Below are 19,224 nucleotides of genomic sequence, written 5' to 3' on the forward strand. Positions count from 1 at the left end.
AGTCGGCGCAAGGATACGGTTTTTCTAATCAAAAATGTTGATCAAATTCATCTTTACGGCACGAAAAACCGCACTTTCTTATAGAAATGTGATCAAAACAAGAAAAATTCAATTATTGTTTATCAATTGGCACGTTATTTTAGTGTTAATGATTAAATCTCGCTCAGCCAAATGTAGGTAAATTGTTATTTTGCGAGATGCTGGGCTAGCTGGTTGATCATGCTGGCGGTAGCCCCCCAGATAAAGTGCTGTTGCCAGGGGATCCAGTAGATGGTGTGTGCTTTCCCCCCTCTGGAAAGGGTTAGGGGGATGTGGTTGCGTCGATCCAGCAGATGGGTCAGCGGCACTTCGAAGGCGTGATCCACCTCATCCGGACTCAGGATGAGAGGATAGTTGCCATCGAGCAGCCCCAGCACCGGCAGCACCTCGAATCGTGACACCGTATTGAGCGGGTTGAGGGTGCCGATCACTTCAATCAGTCGGGCCGGAATGCCGAGCTCCTCTTCGGTCTCCCGCAGCGCCGTGGCAATCAGGTTTTCGTCACCGGGATCCTGTCGCCCGCCGGGAAAGCTGATCTGCCCCCCATGATGACGCAGCCGGGGGCTGCGCCGGGTCAATAACACGCTGAGCCCCTCATCGCGCATCACCACCGGGATCAACACCGCCGCCGGACTGAGCCCGCCGATGGCGAGGCGATGGGCCGGGGCGGGTCGCTGCAACTGGAAGCGGGTCAGCAGTTCGTGGCGATCCATGGCGGGGAGCTCTCCTGTGCGTTGACCTGACAGTGGGGAGGGTTACAGCGCCGACAGCGGCGGCAGGATGCGGGCGACCTTGTCATAAGTCTCCTGATATTCGCTGTCGGCGTCAGAGTCGGCGATGATGCCGCCACCGGCCCAGCAGTGCAGGCGACCCGCTTCGGCGATCAAAGTGCGAATGCAGATGCTGGTATCCATCCGGCCGTGCTGGCTGAGATAGCCGATGCTGCCGCAATAGGCGTTGCGGCGCTGGGGCTCCAGCTCTTCGATGATCTCCATAGCCCGGATTTTGGGGGCGCCGGTGATGGAGCCACCAGGGAAACAGGCGCGCAGCAGATCGACCCCTTGCCAGCGTGCATCCAGCTCACCATGGATGGTGGAGACCAGATGATGTACCGCCGGAAACGACTCCACCGCAAAGAGATGAGGCACGCTGACCGAGCCTGGCCGGCTGACCCGACCGATATCGTTGCGCAGCAGATCAACGATCATCAGATTCTCTGATCTGTCCTTGTCGGCTTGCGCCAGCTCCCGCGCGACTTGCCGATCGGTCACCGGATCGGGGTGGCGAGGGCGAGTGCCCTTGATGGGTTTGGTTTCGATATGACGGCCATCGAGCAGCAGAAACCGCTCGGGGGAGAGGCTCAGCAGCGCGCTCTCCGGCAGACGGATAAAGGCTGAGAAGGGGGCCTTGTTGGCGGTTGCCAGCAGGCAATAGGCCTGCCACTCATCCCCCTGATAGGGGGCGCTGAAACGCTGGGTCAGGTTGATCTGGTAGCAATCCCCCGCGGCGAGATATTCCTGAATACGGGCAAATTTCTCGCCATACTCGGCGCGGCTCATATTGCTCTGCCACGACCCCTGCAAGGCAAAAGCAGGGGCCGGTTTGGCCTGCTGCTGTTCAAGCCAGGCCAGCCGGTTGGCAAGGCCCGCTTCATCCCCCCAGTGCACCAGCTGCCAGTCGCCGGTCGCCACATTGCGCAGCAGCGCCCAGTCGTAGATGCCCACCGCCATGTCTGGCACCGCGATATCGGCGGCGGCCTGCACTGGCAGTCGCTCGAAGCGGCGGCCGAGATCATAGCCAAACAAGCCGAGGGCGCCGCCAATAAAGGGTAGGTGAGTGGCACACAGATCCAGCTCCCCCAGCAGCTGTTGCTGGGTATGGGCCAGCAGGGCGAGGGGATCTTCGTGGTGTTTGCTGATATTCGCCCCGACACGCAGAGTGGTCACTTCGCCGCGGGTTTCGAGGGTCGCCAGCGGATCGGCGCTGATGATATCAAAGCTGTTATCGGCGCCGAGTGGTCCCGCCGATTCCAGCAACATGGCCCACGGCTGATGTTGCAGGCGGGCAAAAAGCTGATGGAGTTCAGCACTATGGTCTAGATGATGGATATGAAGTGTTGGCGTCATTTTATGTTACACAGGCAACAGTTTGGTTCCCGAACCCTAGTCGGTGCTGGTGGGCAAGCGTATCATAGGTGTCGGTGACTTAAGAAAAAACTGCCGTGTCGTTCGTTTTTTGTTGGTTGATAGTTTTTAGCCAGCACGTCAGCACGGCCCATCATATGGAAGCCCTTGCCCTGCTCCGTGGTAGAGACAAGGACCAGTGAGGATGATATGAGCATTATAAAAAAACAGGATTTCATCGATTCTATCGCAGATGCCCTCCAGTACATCTCCTATTACCACCCGTTGGATTTTGTTCAGGCTGCCAAAGCGGCGTATGACCGTGAGGCCAACCCGGCCGCCAAAGATGCGCTGGCCCAGATCCTGATCAACTCCCGCATGTCCGCCGAAGGTCATCGTCCGCTCTGCCAGGACACCGGCATCGTGACCTGTTTCGTCAAAATTGGCATGCAGGTCCAGTGGGACAGCGACATGACAGTGCAGGAGATGGTGGACGAAGGGACCCGTCGTGCCTACACCAATCCTGACAACCCGCTGCGCGCCTCCGTGCTGGCCGATCCGGCCGGCAGTCGCAAAAACACCAAAGACAACGCCCCTGCCGTGGTCCATATCGACATGATCCCCGGCAACAAGGTGGAAGTGAGCATCGCGGCCAAAGGCGGCGGTTCCGAGAACAAATCCAAGATGGTGATGCTCAACCCCTCTGACGATATCGTCGAGTGGGTGCTGAAAACCGTGCCGACCATGGGCGCAGGCTGGTGCCCCCCCGGCATGCTGGGCATCGGCATCGGCGGTACCGCCGAGAAAGCGGCGGTGCTGGCCAAAGAGGCTCTGATGGAGCACATCGACATTCAGGAGCTGATCGCCCGTGGCCCGCAAACCACCGAAGAGAAGCTGCGGGTCGAGCTCTACGACAAGGTCAACAAGCTGGGGATCGGTGCCCAGGGTCTGGGCGGCCTCACAACCGTGCTGGATGTGAAGGTGAAATCTGCGCCGACTCATGCCGCTTCCAAGCCGGTGGTGATGATCCCCAACTGCGCCGCGACCCGCCACGTTCACTTCGAGCTGGATGGTTCAGGCCCTGCCGAACTGACTCCGCCGAAACTGAGTGACTGGCCGGAGATCACCCGTGAAGCGGGTGGCAACGTGCGCCGCGTCAACGTCGATGGCATCACCAAGGCCGAACTGGCCAGCTGGAAGAGCGGTGATACCGTGCTGCTCTCCGGCAAGATCCTCACAGGTCGCGACGCCGCCCACAAGCGTATCGCCGACATGCTGAAAAATGGCGAAGGGCTGCCTGAAGGGGTCGATTTCACCAACCGCTTCATCTATTACGTTGGCCCGGTTGATGCGGTGCGTGACGAAGTAGTTGGCCCGGCAGGCCCCACCACCTCCACCCGGATGGACAAGTTCACCGACATGATGCTGGGTGAAACTGGCCTTATCGGCATGATCGGCAAATCCGAGCGAGGCCCGAAAACCGTCGAGAGTATCAAGCAGCACAAGGCTGTCTATCTGATGGCCGTTGGTGGCGCCGCCTATCTGGTGGCCAAGGCCATCAAGAAGGCGCGCGTGGTAGCTTTTGCCGATCTCGGCATGGAAGCGATCTACGAGTTTGAAGTGGAAGATATGCCGGTGACTGTTGCGGTCGACTCCGAAGGCAACAATATCCACGAAACCGGCCCGGCCTACTGGTCTGCCAAGATTGCAGAGCTGGATGGCAAACTCTCCTCCTGAGTGATCGTTTCCGCTGCCGGTTAACGGTATCGGCCCTGTAAAGAAGGCGCGTCCATCCGGATGCGCCTTTTTGCTTTGGCTGGCCTGTTATGGGCTCAAGTTGGCCGTTTGCGGCAAGCAGGCATAAAAAAAGGATGGCGTGACGCCATCCTTTTTCGTTGTGCTTGTGCTTGTGCTCTGGCAGCAGAGAGCAGAGCAATCGCCCTTGGCTTTAGGCCTTTTTCATGTAGGCAGCAACCAGTACGATCTGCACGCCGTTGACCTTGCCTTCGATATGGAGCGGGTTGTTGGTCAGACGGATGCCCTTGACCAGGGTGCCGCGCTTGGCGGTAAAACCGGCGCCTTTCACGTCCAGATCCTTGATCAGGGTAACGGAGTCGCCCTCTTGCAGCACGGCGCCGTTGGAGTCAACGGTCGGTACGCTGTCGTCATCTTCGTCAGCAATACCAGCTTCAGCCCAAGCCTTGGCTTCGTCTTCCATGTACATCATGTCCAGCAGATCCTGAGCCCATACTTCACCCTTGCCGGAGAGTGCTTTGAGCTGGCGCCATGCCATCACCTGCACCGCAGGCACCTGGCTCCACATGCTGTCACTCAGGCAACGCCAGTGGTTCACCACCAGGGTATCCGGTTGTTCCAGCTGACCACGGCAGGTGTCACAGATAGCAACGCTGTGATCATCGTCGCTGGCGGGGGAGTGAGGCACCACGAAGGCGGTCAGCGCCTGCTCGGCGCTGCACAGTTCACACTTGGCGCCCGCGCGCGCTTGCAGAATGGCGTTGATGGTCATGTTGTTGGTCCCATAGCTAGTGTAAAGCGTCCCGCGTAGGGCGGGGCGCGTGAAAGAGGGGGGCGAATATAGCATAAAACCCCGCACTTTGTCAGATCTGCCCTGGCTCACAGGGTTGGTGGTGGTGTTGCGCAGTGCTGATCGTCAGGTATTGAGAGTGCAATTTGAAGCGGGATCGCTAGAATGAGCCTCCTTTTTGACTGCAAGGCAGGGGCATTCGTGCTGGCTCAACGTTTTCAACAACTGGATCGACTGCTCACCCGCTACCGACGCTGGTGGCAATATCAGCCATATCATCATTTGACCATGGCCTTTGCCGATGAGGTGCCCGAACTGGCGACGTTGCTCAATGGGCTGACGCTGACCCAGTTGGCGGAGTTCGATGCGGATATGGATGCCCTCAGCAGTCTGCTTGCCCCCTGGATTGCCGAGGGAGCCGAGCTGCAGCAACTCAGCCAGCTTGCCCCGTTTACCCCTGAGCCCATCACTTGCAGCAAGGAGATGGCGCTGCATATGCCGGGGCGCAAGCAGGCCCAGATCGAGTCGTTCACCGCCTGTCTGCCTGCCCATCAGGGCCCCTATCTGGAGTGGTGTGCTGGCAAGGGGCATCTTGGGCGGCTGGTGTCACTTCATCGACAGGCTCCTATCCTCAGTCTGGAGTTGCAAGGGCAGCTTTGTGACGAAGGTCGGCTGCTGGCCGAGCGGGATGGCGCGAATATGACCTTTACCTGCGCCGATGCTTTTGCCCCCGAGTCGGCGGCGCTGATCGCCCCCGAACATCACGCTATGGCACTCCATGCCTGCGGCGAGCTGCACACCCATCTGCTGGAGCGGGTGGCCGAACGCAGTGCCCGCGGCGTGACTATCTCTCCCTGTTGTTACCACCTGATCCGTACCAGCTACTATCGCCCGCTGTCGGCCGCGGCCAACTCCAGCGAGCTGGTGTTGAGCAAGGCGGATCTCAAGTTGCCGCTACAGGAGACGGTCACCGGCGGTGCGCGGATAGCCCGCTTGCGTGAGCAGGAAGTGGTGTGGCGTCTCGGGTTTGACTGCCTGCAGCGTCAGGTGCGTGGCATAGATGAGTATCTGCCGGTGCCCAATATGCAAAAGAGCCTGCTGACCGGCACCTTCGAGGCATTCTGCGTTTGGGCTGCTGAACGCAAAGGGATTGTGCTGCCCGCCGGGCTCGACTATCCCGCCTGGTTGGAGCACGGGGAGCGTCGCTTTGGTGATGTCGCCCGCATGGAGCTGGTGCGTCATCTGTTTCGCCGTCCTCTCGAGATCTGGCTGGCGCTGGATCGCGCGCTCTTTTTGCAAGAGCAGGGTTATCGGGTCGAAGTGGGGGAGTTCTGTGCCAAACCCATGACCCCGCGCAATATCCTGATCCGTGCCGTGCGCGCCTGACAGCGAGCTCTTTGTGAGCGTTATTTGAACATTGTTGATGGCTGACTGGTGAAGCGGGTCAGCCATTTTTTTCATCACGAACAATGACCGTATGGCAGGCCACCTGGCCGTCTCAACTGTTCTAAAAATGGGCGAAAGATCACGCTTTGGCGTTTTCGTTTGGGTTCTATTTCTTTGTTTCAGCTGCACTGAATATCACAAGGTGAAATGGTTCACAAATTACGCGCATTTCTTAATTTTCATCGTGAATTTAGTTGTTGGAACACCTACTCTTGGAGCGCATTAATTCAAACAAGGACGATAAACATGTTCAAACCCAAGCGTTGTGTCTGGCTGATCGCTGCCGCTTGCGTATTGCCCAGCTATGCCGTAATGAGTGCAACCATGAATATTCAACCCGATCCACAAAATGCGGGAGGATATGTGATTGCGGCCCCGGATCTGGCCGCGGTGGAAAAGGCCAAGACGGCCAACCCCATGTATACAATATGGGCCAAGGCACTGGCCACCCGGTCAAATAAAATAGTCGATGCCATTGAACCGGGTCTGGCAAGCAATCCTGACAACGTAAAACGGGTTGAACGGGTATTTCCCCAATCTGAATGGGAATATTTAACCCAGATGGCCGCGCCGGAATATACCTATGTCCGCTTCTTGCGGGCCATCGGTAAATTTCCTGCGTTCTGCGGCGAATATAACGACGGGCGCGATTCTGATGCGATCTGTAAAAAATCCATTGTGACGGCCTTTGCCCACTTCTCTCAGGAGACCGGCGGCCATATTGCCAAGGAGAACGTCTCCGATAACCCGCTGGGGCTGGAGGAGTGGCAACAGGCGCTGGTGCATGTGCGGGAGATGGGCTGGTCAGAGGGACAGACCGGTTATACCACCGGCTGTGGCCAGAACGACTGGCAGAACAAGAAGTGGCCCTGCAGTACCGGACAAGGTTACTTTGGCCGCGGCGCCAAGCAGCTTTCTTACCACTTCAACTACGGGGCCTTCTCCGAGGCGATGTTTGATGGCGATGCCTCAGTGCTGCTCAACAACCCGGGGCTGGTGGCGGACTCCTGGCTCAACCTCGCTTCTGCCATCTGGTTCTTCCTCACCCCGCAGGCCCCGAAACCGGCCATGCTGCACGTGATTGATCGCACCTGGGTACCCTCCAAACGGGAAGCTGACGCCGGTATCGGCTATGGCTTCGGTACCACCATCAACGTCATCAACGGCGGTATCGAGTGTGGTGAACAGAACAAGGACAAGGGGCAGCCGGTCAATCGCATCCGCTACTGGGAAGGGCTGGCCAACCACTACCAGATCCCGGTCAAGGCGGATGAGAAGAACACCTGCTGGCAGCAGACTCCCTATGGCAGCCTCAATCTCAACGGCGCTACCGACGTGCTCTACACCAACTGGGATGGCAACTGGAAGTACTATCCTGATCGCCCGGGCGGTTACTCCTTCGAGTGTGAGCTGGTGGGCTTCCAGACCGCTTATTCTGCGCTGGTGCCGGGTGATTACGAGAAGTGCGTGACCAACTTCTACGGTTCCCACGCCAACTGGCCGAAAGTGCGGATCGTCGCCAAGCTCGATCCTGCCCCGGTCGATCCGGTTGACCCGCCCATTGATGGCCAGCCTGCCTGGGAGGCCAGCAAGGTCTATACCGCGGGCAACAAGGTGAGCTACAAGGGCGCCGTCTATCAGGCCAAATGGTGGACGCAAGGGGATGATCCCGCCAAAGGTGGCCCCTGGGCTGTGGTGGTGACCAAATAAGGTTGCCGTTGGGATCATGGTCAATCACCATGATCTATCGGTAGTGGAAACAAGCAGGCAGCAGGGAGGAGATATCTCCCTGCTTTTTACCCGTTATCGGCCTGTTGTCGCCCCATCAGGCGGGATCAGAAACGGTAGTTGAGACCGACACTGACCCCTTTGACATCGAGTCGAGGCATGGGGATATATTGGTACTCCGCATTGAGTCCGATACCCGAATCAAAGCGATATTGCCAACCCGCAGCGCCATAAAAACCGACCCCGGAGTTGCTCTGATCTTCCTTGTTGATCGTGTATTCGACTCTGTGGGCGTTGGCACCCAGTTTGGCATAAAAGCTGTTGCCGGAAGAGACCGGGAATTGTGCATACAAGGCAGAGCGGATCCCTTTGTAATGGATATCTTTTACGTCATTGAGGGTTGCATCGAAGAGGGCGCTGACTACGCCACCGGTACCAAACAATATTCCTGAATCGATACCGATATAATCGTTGAACATATAACGGTAATAGAGATCGGCAGTCATATTGTCACCGCCATCGGCCTGATCCCCATTTTGTGCTTTGAATGACTGGGTGCCATAGCCAAGGGTGGCGCCGACGATATGGGGAGAGGGGGTTGCTATCGCCACGGAAGAGAAGATCGCCGTGGCAACCACCAGGGGAGTGAATAACTTCATCATGCAGGTTCCAATTAAATAGCGTGGAATATGGCTGCGACGAACAGATTTATATGGGCTCGGGTGAGCTTGTCTTATATTCGCAGGCCAGTAGTGAGTGGCAATATCTCATATTGTCAGCGGGATGAATAATCAGAGCCCCCATAACCGTTATGATGGGAGGTGAGAGTGGTTATCTTCTGTCTGAACAATGGTGAACTGTGTCAATACTATCTGAAACGGGCGCTGATAAATCGCAAATATCATTGGTTTTCTGCACTAATCAACTTAGTGTAACGGGATGTTAGGCTGGCAATATATGCCTTCAAACGTGGACTGGATGGTAAACAAGATGGTGATTTCTCGTAACGGGATATTAGAGGGGGGTTGCCATTGTGGTGCAATCCGCTACAAGGTGCTAGCTGCTCCCTTTGCTACCGATTTTTGCCACTGCCGGGATTGTCAGCGCACGACCGGCGCTCCGGTCGGCGCCTGGATGGATTTTCGGGTGAAACAGGTGCAATGGCTATGCGGCGTATTGACTGAGTACGCCTCGTCGGAGGCGATTCGACGCGGCTTTTGTGCAACCTGTGGCGCCACCCTCAGCTATCGCAGCATTCAATACCCCGAGTACCTGACGCTGGCTATTGTCTCACTTGATAACCCCGAAACGGTCGCACCAACCTATCACATCCATACCGTCAGCCAGCTCTCCTGGTTGCCGATCCAGGACGATCATCCCCGTTATCCGAAAGGGAAGTAGTTTTGTGATATTCCACGTAGAAAGAGGAGTACACCATGGAGCTGATAGTGATCCGCCATGGAGAGACCCAAGCCAACGCCGAGGGGCGCTATCAAGGGGCGTTGGATATCGGGCTCAACCAAGATGGCGCGCGGCATATATGCTGGCTGGCCGATGAGATAGCGACCACACTGGCCCCGTTCGATCGGTTGCTGGCGTCGCCCCTGCTGCGAACAAGAGAGAGCGCCGCGATCTTCTCACGCCAGTTGGGGTTGCCTGTGGAGCTTGCTCCGGCCTTTCGTGAGCGGCATGTCGGTCTGTTTGAGGGACTGACGCAGGCAGAGGCCAAGGCGCGTTATCCCGAGTTGTGGGTGCGCAACATCACCCGGCGCTGGGCGGAGGCTCCGCTTGGCGGTGAGACGCTGGATGAGGTGATTGCCCGAGTCTCGCAGGGACTAACGGCACTGGCCTCGACCATGCAGGGGGAGCGGGTATTGCTGGTGGCGCACGGTGTGGTCGCCAAGGTGATCCGCGCCCTAACGACCGCCGGATTTGATGACTTATTCGCGTGGCAGTTGCCCAACGGCGGCATGCTGGTGGTCAATCTTGACTCCTCTATATCACCACTGCGATTCAATCGACCGGTTGGGCAGAGTTAGTTTGTGCGCTGCTTTTTCTACTCTTCGATATCCAGCAACACCAGAATGGCGCTGTCGCCACCCCATTCGCGGGGAGCCTGATGGAAGGCGCGCACATTGGGGTGCTGGGCCAGCCAGCAGGGAATGCGCTGTTTGAGAATATGTTTGCCGATGCCGTGCATCACCGAGGCGACGTGAATGTTCTCTTTCTGGCAGAGGGTGAGCAGGGCGGCCAGCTCCTGTTTTGCCTGCTGCTGGTTCATGCCGTGCAGATCCAGGTAGATCTCCGGCGGATAAATGCCCCGCTTGAGCTTTTTCAGCTCAAATTTTGACACATCTTCCCGCACGTAACGGGTCGGCCCATCATCGTCGAGATGGGGCTGATACTCATCGCTGAAATAGTGGTCAACCCCAAGCTTTTCGCGGGTTTCGCGCAATTCGCGTTTCTGCTTGACCGGGCGTAACTCGGCCCTTATGGTATCTTGCTTGATTTTCCGGGTACCTTTTATCGCATCGCGGAACAGCAGGGTTTCCTCGTCTGTCGGTGAGGGCGTTTTTTTCATCAGATGCTCATGTATTAGGTATGCGTCTTGCCCGCAACGTAAACGGGGCTCGGGCCGGATATTACTCGACTTGGAGGTGGATTTGGACAAGATATTTATCGATGAGGTGGTTGCCGAGATGCACACCATCCAGGACATGTTGCGTTGGGCCATGAGTCGTTTCAACGACGCCGGGATTTTTTACGGTCATGGAACCGACAACGCCTGGGATGAAGCTGTGCAGCTGGTACTGCCCGCGTTACATCTGCCACCGGATGTAGACCCGGCCATGCGCCACTCCCGTCTCACCAGCAGCGAGCGTCACCGTATCGCCGAACTGATTATCCGCCGCGTACAGGAGCGGGTACCCGCCGCCTACCTGACCAACAAGGCCTGGTATGCCGGTTGGGAGTTCTACGTGGACGAGCGGGTGCTCATTCCCCGTTCCCCCATTGCCGAGATGGTCGCCAACCGTTTCGCGCCCTTCCTCAAACATGAACCGACCCGGATCATGGACTTGTGCACCGGCTCCGGCTGTATCGCCATCATCATGGCCCACGAGTTCCCGGAAGCGGAAGTGGATGCCATCGACATCAGCATCGATGCACTGAACGTGGCCGAGCGCAACATCAACGATCACGGGCTGGAGCAGCAGGTCATACCGATCCGCTCCGATCTGTTCCGCGATCTGCCGGCGGGCGACAAATACGATCTCATCGTCTCCAACCCGCCCTATGTGGACTCCGAAGACATGTCGGATCTGCCGGAAGAGTTCCGTCACGAGCCCGAGCTGGCGCTGGCGTCCGGCTCCGATGGTCTCAAGCTGACCAAGCGTCTGCTGGCCCATGCCGCCGATTTCCTCAAGGATAACGGTGTGCTGGTGGTCGAAGTAGGCAACAGCATGATCCATCTGGAAGCCCAGTTCCCCGAGATCCCCTTTACCTGGGTTGAATTCGAAAACGGCGGTCACGGCGTCTTTGTGATGACCCGTGAAGAGCTGGTGCAGTATCAGGATCATTTCGCCATCTACAAGAACTAAGCAGGAGCGCGCATGGCAGGGAACAGTTTTGGTCAACTCTTTCGGGTCACCACCTTTGGCGAGAGCCACGGCCTGGCGCTGGGCGCCGTGGTCGATGGTTGCCCGCCTGGGCTGGAGATCAGCGAAGCGGATCTGCAGGGGGATCTGGATCGGCGCAAGCCCGGCACTTCCCGCTACACCACGCCGCGCCGCGAGCCGGACGAGGTGAAGATCCTCTCCGGGGTGTTCGAGGGCAAGACCACCGGCACCTCCATCGGGCTGCTCATCGAGAATACCGATCAGCGCTCCAAGGATTACTCCGATATCAAGGATCTGTTCCGGCCGGGTCATGCTGACTACACCTACCACCAGAAGTATGGTCAGCGGGACTATCGTGGCGGTGGTCGCTCATCTGCCCGCGAGACCGCGATGCGAGTGGCGGCGGGGGCGATTGCCAAGAAGTACCTGAAACAGGTACATGGCATCGAGATCACCGGTTTTCTCTCCCAGCTCGGCCCCATCAAGGCTGAGGCGTTTGACGCGGCGCAGATTGAGCAGAATCCCTTCTTCTTCCCCGATGCGGGCAAGCTGGAAGCGCTCGATCAATATATGCGCGACCTGAAAAAAGAGGGCAACAGTATCGGTGCCAAGGTGCAGGTCATTGCGCGCAATGTGCCGGTGGGCCTGGGTGAGCCGGTGTTTGATCGTCTCGACGCCGACATTGCCCATGCCATGATGGGCATCAATGCGGTGAAAGGGGTGGAGATCGGTGATGGCTTTGCGGTGGTGGAGCAAAAAGGCTCCGAGCATCGCGACGAGATGACCCCGGCGGGCTTTGCCAGCAACCATGCGGGTGGCATTCTGGGCGGCATCTCGTCGGGTCAGGATATTGTGGTGAGCATGGCGCTCAAACCGACTTCCAGCATCACTGTGCCGGGCAAGACCATCAATACCGAAGGTGAGGCCATCGAGATGATCACCAAGGGGCGTCACGATCCCTGTGTCGGCATTCGCGCCGTGCCCATCGCCGAAGCCATGCTGGCGCTGGTGTTGATGGATCACCTGCTGCGCCATCGTGCCCAGAATCAGGGGGTGTTGACCCATACCCCACAGCTGCGTTGATCGCTATTGCTGCACATCGACTGATCGCACCCTGTTCAGGGTGCTGGTTCGTCAACCAAATCAAAGGCGACCTTCGGGTCGCCTTTGTTCTTATGCTCTGCGGTACTTCTATCACTCGTCGGTTATCAAGAGTGATCAGCGTCCTGCGGATCGGCATCGAGACGGCAGTTGGGGGGAGAGAACTTCCCATGGTGTTTGGGCATAGCGTGAATGGCCTCGTTGACCTTGAGGAGCTGCTCTTCGCTCATGCTGTTTTTGGCAAACATCAGGCTGACCGGCTGATGGTGCAGCAACAGCTGACAACTGATAAACCCCTCGGCGCCCAATTGGGAGAGCCGATAGCGTGCATATTGCCACTCCATAATGATGCCATCGAGACGGCGGGCCAGCAGCAGTTCGATTAGTCGATCATCGGCATTGTACTCGGTCGCCCCCTTGAGGGCAGGACACTCGTCCATTTGATGAATGGGGCGAGTACCGCGCAGTTTGCCAATTTTGAGATCCTTGTTGTGGCACAGTTTGGACAAGGTATCGAGCTTTCCCCAGCGATCCTGATGGCCTGGAATCGGGTTATTACTCAACAGCACATAGGCGCTCTGGCGATAGGGTGCAGAGAAGCGGGCATACTTCTGCCGCTCCGGTAGTGGTAGTGCGGCCATCGCCACATCCAGCTGATCGTGCTCCACCAGATGGAGTGCCCGCGCCCAGGGGATCTCACGAAATTTGGGGGCAAAGCCCGCCTGGGTGAGGATCTGGCGAGTCAGGCTGACATCCAGCCCGTCCAGCTCACCCCGGTTGTTGATTTGACTGAAGGGGGGCCAGTGGCTCCAGGCCACGGTCAGGGTCTGACTGGCCTGCAGGGAAGGGGTCAGCAAAAGCAGCAGCAGGCAGAGCTTGGCCTGCCAGTTGCCGTGGGGACGATATTGCGTGCTCATAGCTTAACCTCGTTATTCTGCTTTTTGTTCTCTGCTATCCCGTGCGCCTGCGACCCGCGCATCACGATGGCGGGACAGGTAATAAGTTGTCAGTTAATAGTGTGGTTCGTGCTTCACTGGTCAACGGGATTATTCGGTGGAGAGCAGAGGGCTTTTCTGTGCGTGCTGGGAGGAGCATCACATTTTTCTCGTTTATCCGGCACAACTCCGTTAGACTGCGCCCCTATTCTTTCCCCTTTGCTCTGCTCCCCGGGGAAATCGTTGTGTTCTCAACAGGCCCGAGTCTGGCGAGATGGCATCGGCTCAGCAGAGGAGCCCCATCCCGGATTGTCGGCGCCCCTATCCCTAGCAGGTAATTATGAGTTTTACTTCCCTCGGTCTGGCCGAACCCTTGTTGCGTGCCGTTGCCGAACAAGGCTACGACACCCCGTCTCCCATTCAGCAGCAAGCGATCCCCGCCGTTCTGGCTGGCCGCGATCTGATGGCGGCGGCCCAAACAGGGACCGGCAAGACCGCAGGCTTTACCCTGCCGATGCTGCAACGTCTGATGGAGAGCAAGCGCAAGGTCTCTCCGAACCGCGTCCGTGCGCTGGTACTGACCCCGACGCGCGAGCTGGCCGCCCAGGTGGGCGAGAGCGTGCGCAACTATGGCAAGCATCTGCCCCTGCGCAGCCACGTGGTATTCGGTGGCGTGAGCATCAACCCGCAGATGATGGCGACTCGCCGTGGTCTGGACGTGCTGGTGGCCTGTCCGGGCCGTCTGATCGATCTCTACAACCAGAATGCCGTCAAGTTTGACGAGGTGGAGATCCTGGTACTGGACGAAGCGGATCGCATGCTCGACATGGGCTTTATCCGCGACATCCGCCGCATCCTGACCCTGCTGCCGAAGAAGCGCCAGAACCTGCTCTTCTCCGCCACCTTCGCCGATGAAATTCGCGAGCTGGCCACTGGCCTGCTGGACAACCCGGCTGTCATTGAAGTTGCCCCCCGCAACAGTACCGCCGAGCGTATCGAGCAGCTGGTGCACCCGTGCGACAAGGCCAACAAGATTGCCCTGCTGAGCCACCTGATCTCCAGCAACAACTGGCAGCAGGTGCTGGTCTTTACCCGTACCAAGCACATCGCCAACCGCGTTGCCGAGAAGCTTGAAAAAGACGGCATCAGTGCTGCCGCCATTCACGGCAACAAGAGCCAGGGTGCCCGTACCCGCGCGCTGGCCGGTTTCAAGGATGGTAGCGTCAAGGTGCTGGTGGCGACCGATATCGCCGCCCGTGGTCTTGACATCGACAAGCTGCCGCAAGTGGTCAACTTCGAGTTGCCCAACGTGGCGGAAGATTACGTGCACCGTATCGGTCGTACCGGTCGTGCCGGCGCGGCCGGTCACGCCATCTCCCTGGTTGCGGCCGATGAAGGCAAACTGATCAAAGCCATCGAGCGTCTGACCAAGCAGAACATCCCCTGCGAGCAGGTGCCCGGCTTCGAAGCGTCCCGCGAGACCCTCGACAACATCGCCCGTGGTATCGGCGCGCCGCTGCGCAAAGAGCCCCGTGATCCGAGCGAGCAGCGCCGTGCGCCGCGTCCGCAAGGTCAAGGCCAGCGTCAAGGTGCCGGTCGCTCCGGCAATGGCGCCGGTGCTAACGGTGGTGGCAATCGCACTGGCAACGGCGGCAAGCCCAAGCCGCAAGGTGGTCAGCGTCCGGCTGATGGCGCTGGCAAACCGGCTCAGGCCCGTCGCCCCCGTCGCGCTACCCACAACCAGTAAGCGGCTCGGGAGCTTGACTCCCCAGCTATGCGGTTGACTGAAAAAGCCTTGCCAATCTGGCAGGGCTTTTTGTTTTTTCAGCCATGTAATTGGCACTGTGTGGTGCTGCGAGAACCGCGTTAGATGGCGGAGAGGTACTGTTTTTGCATCGCCAGCCAGCGGCCGTTGTTGATAAACGCCAGCTGTACCTTGAGCAGGGCTGCAATTTCCGTCCGGTGCTTTTTATCGAGGTAGAGAAAGACCTGCTCTTTGGTGATCTTCTGCCAGGGGGACGCCAGTGCGGGTTGAGAGGCGGGGCGCATCTTGATGAGCCAGTCCACTTTGCCTCGATGCAGTTGGGCAAGCCCCTGCTTCTCATCGTTCAACCAGATGACCTGATAGTTGCCGAGGAAGCGCTCGCACCACTGGATGCCACGCAGGCAGCCAATCACGGTACCCTTGGCAGGGGGCCAGTTCGGGTTATCCCTTGGCTGACCATAAATCGCCGCCTCCGAGATGGGGGCACCGATCTGCAGCAAGTGGGGATAGGTCTGATCAAAGCCCTTGATCCGGGCCATATCGCCATCGACGGCATGGTCTGCCTCAATCAACTTTTCGCAGCGGGCATAGGTGCAGGGGATCAACTGAAAGTCGATGCCGGCCCGGCCAAACCAGTCATGAATAAAAGGGCGCAATATCGCAGTGTGTTCGACCGCTGCCGCCAGCTTCAGCGGGGTTGCATGGGCAACGGGAGTCAGCCCGACAAGCAGTAACCAGCCAATCCACTTCATATCGCACTCCTGAATCGGGCTTGTTTAAGCAGCACTGTTGCGACTATCTGTGCAGTGAAGAATAGCCGATAGGGATGGCTGCCAGACCGCTTCGCCAGCTATTCGTGACGGCCGGATCAGGGGAGCAGCGCCGTGATCAGGATATGGGCCGCGCTCACCAGGATCACCGTGAAGGTCAGCCCCATTCCCGCCACCCGATAACGGAAGTTCTCCGGCGTGCGGCTCATGCCAAAGGCGTGGCAGAGGCGACCAAACAGCAAGGCACTCCCCAGCAAATGAACCAGCCAGGGGGCATGGCTGCCGGTTTCGACGAAATAGATCAGCAGCAGGGCTAGGGGGACATACTCGGCAAAGTTGGCGTGTACCCGCATGGCGCGCAACATGGCGGGGTCATCCCCATGCCCCAGCGCCACCTTGCGGCTATGGCGGGTGCGAATGGTTCGAATGCTCAGCAACACAAACAGCAGAGCGAGCAGGGCCGCGTAAACAGGCAGTATGGTCATGGTATCTGTCTCCTTGTGTGATGATATCGAGTAGCTGGTGTTCAGAGACGCGATATTGCTCGGCATCTCAATGGCTTGCCTTGAGGGTAGCAGCAAACTGCCTTAGCACGACCGTCATCCACTCACTCGCCATCTGCCAAGCGCAGGCGCAAAACAAACAGCCCTGCCGATGTGGCAGGGCTGTCTGTTGAACGTGTTGATGGTGGGCAGAGCCCCGTCATTACCCCTCGTAAGGGAGGGAGGAGTGGTGCAGCACGATACGCACCTTGCCATCATCCCCCTTCTTGAAACCCCAGGTCTTGTCGACTGTAGTTTCCTTGTTGTCGCGATCTACCAGATGAACCTTGCCCATGGTCAGCGCCATGTCGCCGTTGATATAGACGGCGGCATTGTCATAGCGGTAGCTCTGCCAGTTTTTCAGGGCAAACCCTTTGTCGGTGGGATAGGCGCTGTTGTGGCCGACAAAGTAGGCCAGCGCCCCCTCACGGTTGGTGCGAAAGGTCTGCTCGCCACCGGCAAGGGTCGGCTTGAACAGCACCGGCCCCTGCTGGTAGCCGTAGGCACTGTCGAGCACTGACTCGGCAGTCGCCTTGGCGCGCTCAATCCCACCGGCGCGGTAGTCATCGCTGATCTTGATCAGCGCTGCGCCCCAACCATCCTGCGCGGCCTTGATCTCGGCCTCGGTAATATTGTTGTTGGCGATTTCGGCGGCGCTAAGTGCGCCACTGGCGGCAAGCAGGACGAGGGCAAGGGTGCTCTTCTTGAGGTGCAACATCATTGTTTTCTAGCTCCTGATAGCGATAAACGAGCGGGCAGTGTAGCGAAGGGGTATGAACGGTTTTTGAACTGACTATTCAGGATTGGGTAGCAAAAAGGTAGGTAAATAGCAGAAGGTTGGGGCGTTTGTTCGGTTGTATGTGCTGCTTGCTCGACTGAGCAGGTGGGGGGCGCGTTGCAGGGATGGGGGCCGCCAGAGGCTGATACGCGTTGTACCAGCGTATGTCACTATAGAGTTCGCCCTCGTCGTTCTCCCTATAAAGCTGATCATTATCAAAAAACTGACCGAAATCAGCACGATAGATAATTTTCTTCTCACTAATCAGGTTCGCGTTTGATACCCTGCAAATTCGCACCGCAATTGAGCCAAAGGTCACCGAGGTGTAACAGGTAGTAGTTTTTCTCTATCAGGTCAAAGACAGCATGCGGGGAGCTGAAACCCTGTGCGGTAGCCTTTTTGTGTGCAGACTTGTTGGTGAAAGTACATGCTAGTGAGTTTTGCCAGAGATAATAAAGGTTTCATATGTACAGTGTTGGTCAATACAATATTTTGATGTTTTTTGAATTTTAATATTGATGGTGCATTAGATTCGTACAATAAGGTAACTCTTGCATGGAATTTACCTAATTAAAAAGCTAAGGGATTGTTAATGAAAGATTCTGAAAATATAGCACTAAACTTAGTATCTCAGGAGTATATTGCGGGAAGCCAAGAATACTCTGTTAGTCTAAATGTCACCAATGTTTCTGGTCAACCCATATCTGATTTGCAAATTATTAATACTCTCTCTGCCGGTCGAGAGTTATCAGCGAATGATGATCTTGACACAACAAATCTTACTAAGTTGGAAGATAAAAAGAGACGACTCATCAGGGAGTTAGAGAAAGGTGTAGAAAGTGCGTATGCAAGAAATAGACAAAAGAGAATGTCTTTTACAGAATCTATAGCTTTAGCTGTAGTAGAAATGGTTGATGGATATGCTTCTATTTTTTCTAAAAGAAAAACGCAACCTACAACACCATATTGGGCAGAAGAAGCCCTTAAAATAGATGAATGGGAGGATGTTGAACGACTTGAAAAAGAAGTTATAAGTTTTGAATCGCCAGATTCATTTTTACCAAAAGCATATGCAATTAATAAAGGCAAATTAAAAAGAATAATGGATAGGCTTGCGCGAGAGCAAGATCAAGAGTTTTCTAAAGGAGTGCCTCTACCTGTAGGAAGTACAATTACCTTTCCATTTTCCTATCGAGCGCCGCACCTTTTAAAACAAAAGAAAATGGACATTTCTTTTAAGGTGTCATATAAGCTAAATGATGACGTAGTACATATAAGAACCATAACGTCGCGTATTTTAATTCTTCCGTCTGCTTTTTCGGTTCCTACCGGTGGAATGGTAGGGGCGGCTGTCGGATTTTTTATAAAAAATACTCTCACAACAGCACATAATGAATCAATAATTAACTGGGGCGTATTAGCTGGCAGTATTGCTTTGGGGTTGGTATTTAGCTTGCTGGTTTCCAGAAAGCCTGAAACAACAAAAGCAATTACTGTAGAGGATTTCACCGGTGGACTAATAATTGGTGTGCTAGCAGGAGTATATTCTGATGCAATTTTAACAAAATTGCAGAGCTTGTTGTAACTGAAAAATTAGATACGCACTGGATATTTTAGTTAAGCCGGTATAAAAAATGCTCACTTGGACAGAAGGTAACCTAATTGGAGTGCTCGATTTGTTCTTTCTAGCTAGACACTTTTATTAATGCACTAGCTAGTCTTGCTTTTTATTCCTGAGCCAAGAAATTTGGTGCTTTCGGCTTTAGTTATTTTCATCGATTTTTATTGGATATATACATGCTTACAAAACAAACTAACAAAGTCGAAAAAAATTA

The 19,224-nt window shown here is 56.3% G+C and carries 18 protein-coding genes; 9 read left to right on the forward strand and 9 right to left on the reverse strand.

Annotated elements, in window-relative coordinates; genetic code table 11:
* Window positions 1-185: 185 nt before the first annotated feature.
* Window positions 186-752, reverse strand: coding sequence for a CoA pyrophosphatase (locus G5380_RS01930; RefSeq protein WP_005351753.1), 567 nt, complete (start codon window positions 750-752; stop codon window positions 186-188).
* Between the two features lie 42 nt (window positions 753-794).
* A complete protein-coding gene (gene pabB / locus G5380_RS01935; RefSeq protein ID WP_081250352.1) occupies window positions 795-2,165 on the reverse strand; it encodes an aminodeoxychorismate synthase component I in 1,371 nt (456 codons plus the stop codon).
* A 207-nt stretch (window positions 2,166-2,372) separates the two neighbouring features.
* Here pabB and G5380_RS01940 point away from each other — a divergent pair, with 207 nt between their 5' ends.
* Window positions 2,373-3,899: a fumarate hydratase gene (locus tag G5380_RS01940; RefSeq protein ID WP_005351759.1), complete on the forward strand. Its 1,527-nt coding sequence runs from the start codon at window positions 2,373-2,375 to the stop codon at window positions 3,897-3,899.
* A gap of 211 nt (window positions 3,900-4,110) precedes the next feature.
* Here G5380_RS01940 and G5380_RS01945 read toward each other — a convergent pair whose 3' ends face one another.
* Complete coding sequence (locus G5380_RS01945; RefSeq protein ID WP_421352286.1) at window positions 4,111-4,689, reverse strand: PhnA domain-containing protein; 579 nt, start codon at window positions 4,687-4,689, stop codon at window positions 4,111-4,113.
* A 183-nt stretch (window positions 4,690-4,872) separates the two neighbouring features.
* On the opposite strand from G5380_RS01945, the gene G5380_RS01950 reads away from it, so the two are divergent.
* Both G5380_RS01950 and G5380_RS01955 read left to right on the forward strand, forming a co-directional pair.
* Window positions 4,873-6,093, forward strand: coding sequence for a methyltransferase (locus G5380_RS01950; protein ID WP_216953539.1), 1,221 nt, complete (start codon window positions 4,873-4,875; stop codon window positions 6,091-6,093).
* A gap of 306 nt (window positions 6,094-6,399) precedes the next feature.
* Window positions 6,400-7,863 carry a chitinase gene (locus tag G5380_RS01955; RefSeq protein ID WP_201951178.1) on the forward strand — a complete coding sequence of 488 codons (1,464 nt, stop codon included), beginning with the start codon at window positions 6,400-6,402 and terminating at the stop codon, window positions 7,861-7,863.
* Between the two features lie 125 nt (window positions 7,864-7,988).
* Here G5380_RS01955 and G5380_RS01960 read toward each other — a convergent pair whose 3' ends face one another.
* Complete coding sequence (locus G5380_RS01960; protein WP_227342831.1) at window positions 7,989-8,543, reverse strand: porin family protein; 555 nt, start codon at window positions 8,541-8,543, stop codon at window positions 7,989-7,991.
* A gap of 328 nt (window positions 8,544-8,871) precedes the next feature.
* On the opposite strand from G5380_RS01960, the gene G5380_RS01965 reads away from it, so the two are divergent.
* Together G5380_RS01965 and G5380_RS01970 are read left to right on the forward strand one after the other, a co-directional pair.
* Window positions 8,872-9,282, forward strand: coding sequence for a GFA family protein (locus tag G5380_RS01965; protein WP_201951420.1), 411 nt, complete (start codon window positions 8,872-8,874; stop codon window positions 9,280-9,282).
* A gap of 35 nt (window positions 9,283-9,317) precedes the next feature.
* The gene (locus G5380_RS01970) at window positions 9,318-9,920 is read left to right on the forward strand and encodes a histidine phosphatase family protein (protein ID WP_201951176.1); all 603 of its coding nucleotides are present in this window, start codon (window positions 9,318-9,320) and stop codon (window positions 9,918-9,920) included.
* A 17-nt stretch (window positions 9,921-9,937) separates the two neighbouring features.
* Here the strand turns inward: G5380_RS01970 and smrB are convergent, their stop codons facing one another.
* On the reverse strand, window positions 9,938-10,462 hold the full coding sequence (gene smrB / locus G5380_RS01975; RefSeq protein WP_201951174.1) for an endonuclease SmrB: 525 nt from the start codon (window positions 10,460-10,462) through the stop codon (window positions 9,938-9,940).
* Between the two features lie 82 nt (window positions 10,463-10,544).
* On the opposite strand from smrB, the gene prmB reads away from it, so the two are divergent.
* Window positions 10,545-11,480 (forward strand): 50S ribosomal protein L3 N(5)-glutamine methyltransferase, encoded by a 936-nt coding sequence (gene prmB, locus G5380_RS01980; RefSeq protein ID WP_139462539.1) that lies wholly within the window; start codon window positions 10,545-10,547, stop codon window positions 11,478-11,480.
* A gap of 12 nt (window positions 11,481-11,492) precedes the next feature.
* Window positions 11,493-12,581, forward strand: a complete 1,089-nt coding sequence (gene aroC, locus G5380_RS01985) for a chorismate synthase (protein ID WP_201951171.1) — start codon at window positions 11,493-11,495, stop codon at window positions 12,579-12,581.
* Window positions 12,582-12,706: 125 nt separating this feature from the next.
* Here the strand turns inward: aroC and G5380_RS01990 are convergent, their stop codons facing one another.
* The gene (locus tag G5380_RS01990; protein WP_106843347.1) at window positions 12,707-13,516 is read right to left on the reverse strand and encodes a substrate-binding periplasmic protein; all 810 of its coding nucleotides are present in this window, start codon (window positions 13,514-13,516) and stop codon (window positions 12,707-12,709) included.
* A gap of 358 nt (window positions 13,517-13,874) precedes the next feature.
* On the opposite strand from G5380_RS01990, the gene G5380_RS01995 reads away from it, so the two are divergent.
* Entirely contained in the window at window positions 13,875-15,281 is a 1,407-nt protein-coding gene (locus G5380_RS01995) for a DEAD/DEAH box helicase (protein ID WP_421352287.1), read from the forward strand.
* A 119-nt stretch (window positions 15,282-15,400) separates the two neighbouring features.
* Here the strand turns inward: G5380_RS01995 and G5380_RS02000 are convergent, their stop codons facing one another.
* From G5380_RS02000 to G5380_RS02010, 3 genes are all read right to left on the reverse strand, one after another.
* Window positions 15,401-16,051 carry a hypothetical protein gene (locus G5380_RS02000; RefSeq protein ID WP_108540074.1) on the reverse strand — a complete coding sequence of 217 codons (651 nt, stop codon included), beginning with the start codon at window positions 16,049-16,051 and terminating at the stop codon, window positions 15,401-15,403.
* Window positions 16,052-16,167: 116 nt separating this feature from the next.
* Window positions 16,168-16,554 (reverse strand): MAPEG family protein, encoded by a 387-nt coding sequence (locus tag G5380_RS02005; RefSeq protein WP_201951150.1) that lies wholly within the window; start codon window positions 16,552-16,554, stop codon window positions 16,168-16,170.
* Window positions 16,555-16,774: 220 nt separating this feature from the next.
* Entirely contained in the window at window positions 16,775-17,332 is a 558-nt protein-coding gene (locus tag G5380_RS02010) for a hypothetical protein (RefSeq protein ID WP_421335698.1), read from the reverse strand.
* Between the two features lie 649 nt (window positions 17,333-17,981).
* On the opposite strand from G5380_RS02010, the gene G5380_RS02015 reads away from it, so the two are divergent.
* Window positions 17,982-18,974: a hypothetical protein gene (locus tag G5380_RS02015; RefSeq protein WP_421352288.1), complete on the forward strand. Its 993-nt coding sequence runs from the start codon at window positions 17,982-17,984 to the stop codon at window positions 18,972-18,974.
* Window positions 18,975-19,224 lie beyond the last annotated feature (250 nt).

The organism is Aeromonas sp. 604443, assembly GCF_049170315.1.
Taxonomy (GTDB): Bacteria; Pseudomonadota; Gammaproteobacteria; order Enterobacterales; family Aeromonadaceae; genus Aeromonas; species Aeromonas veronii_A.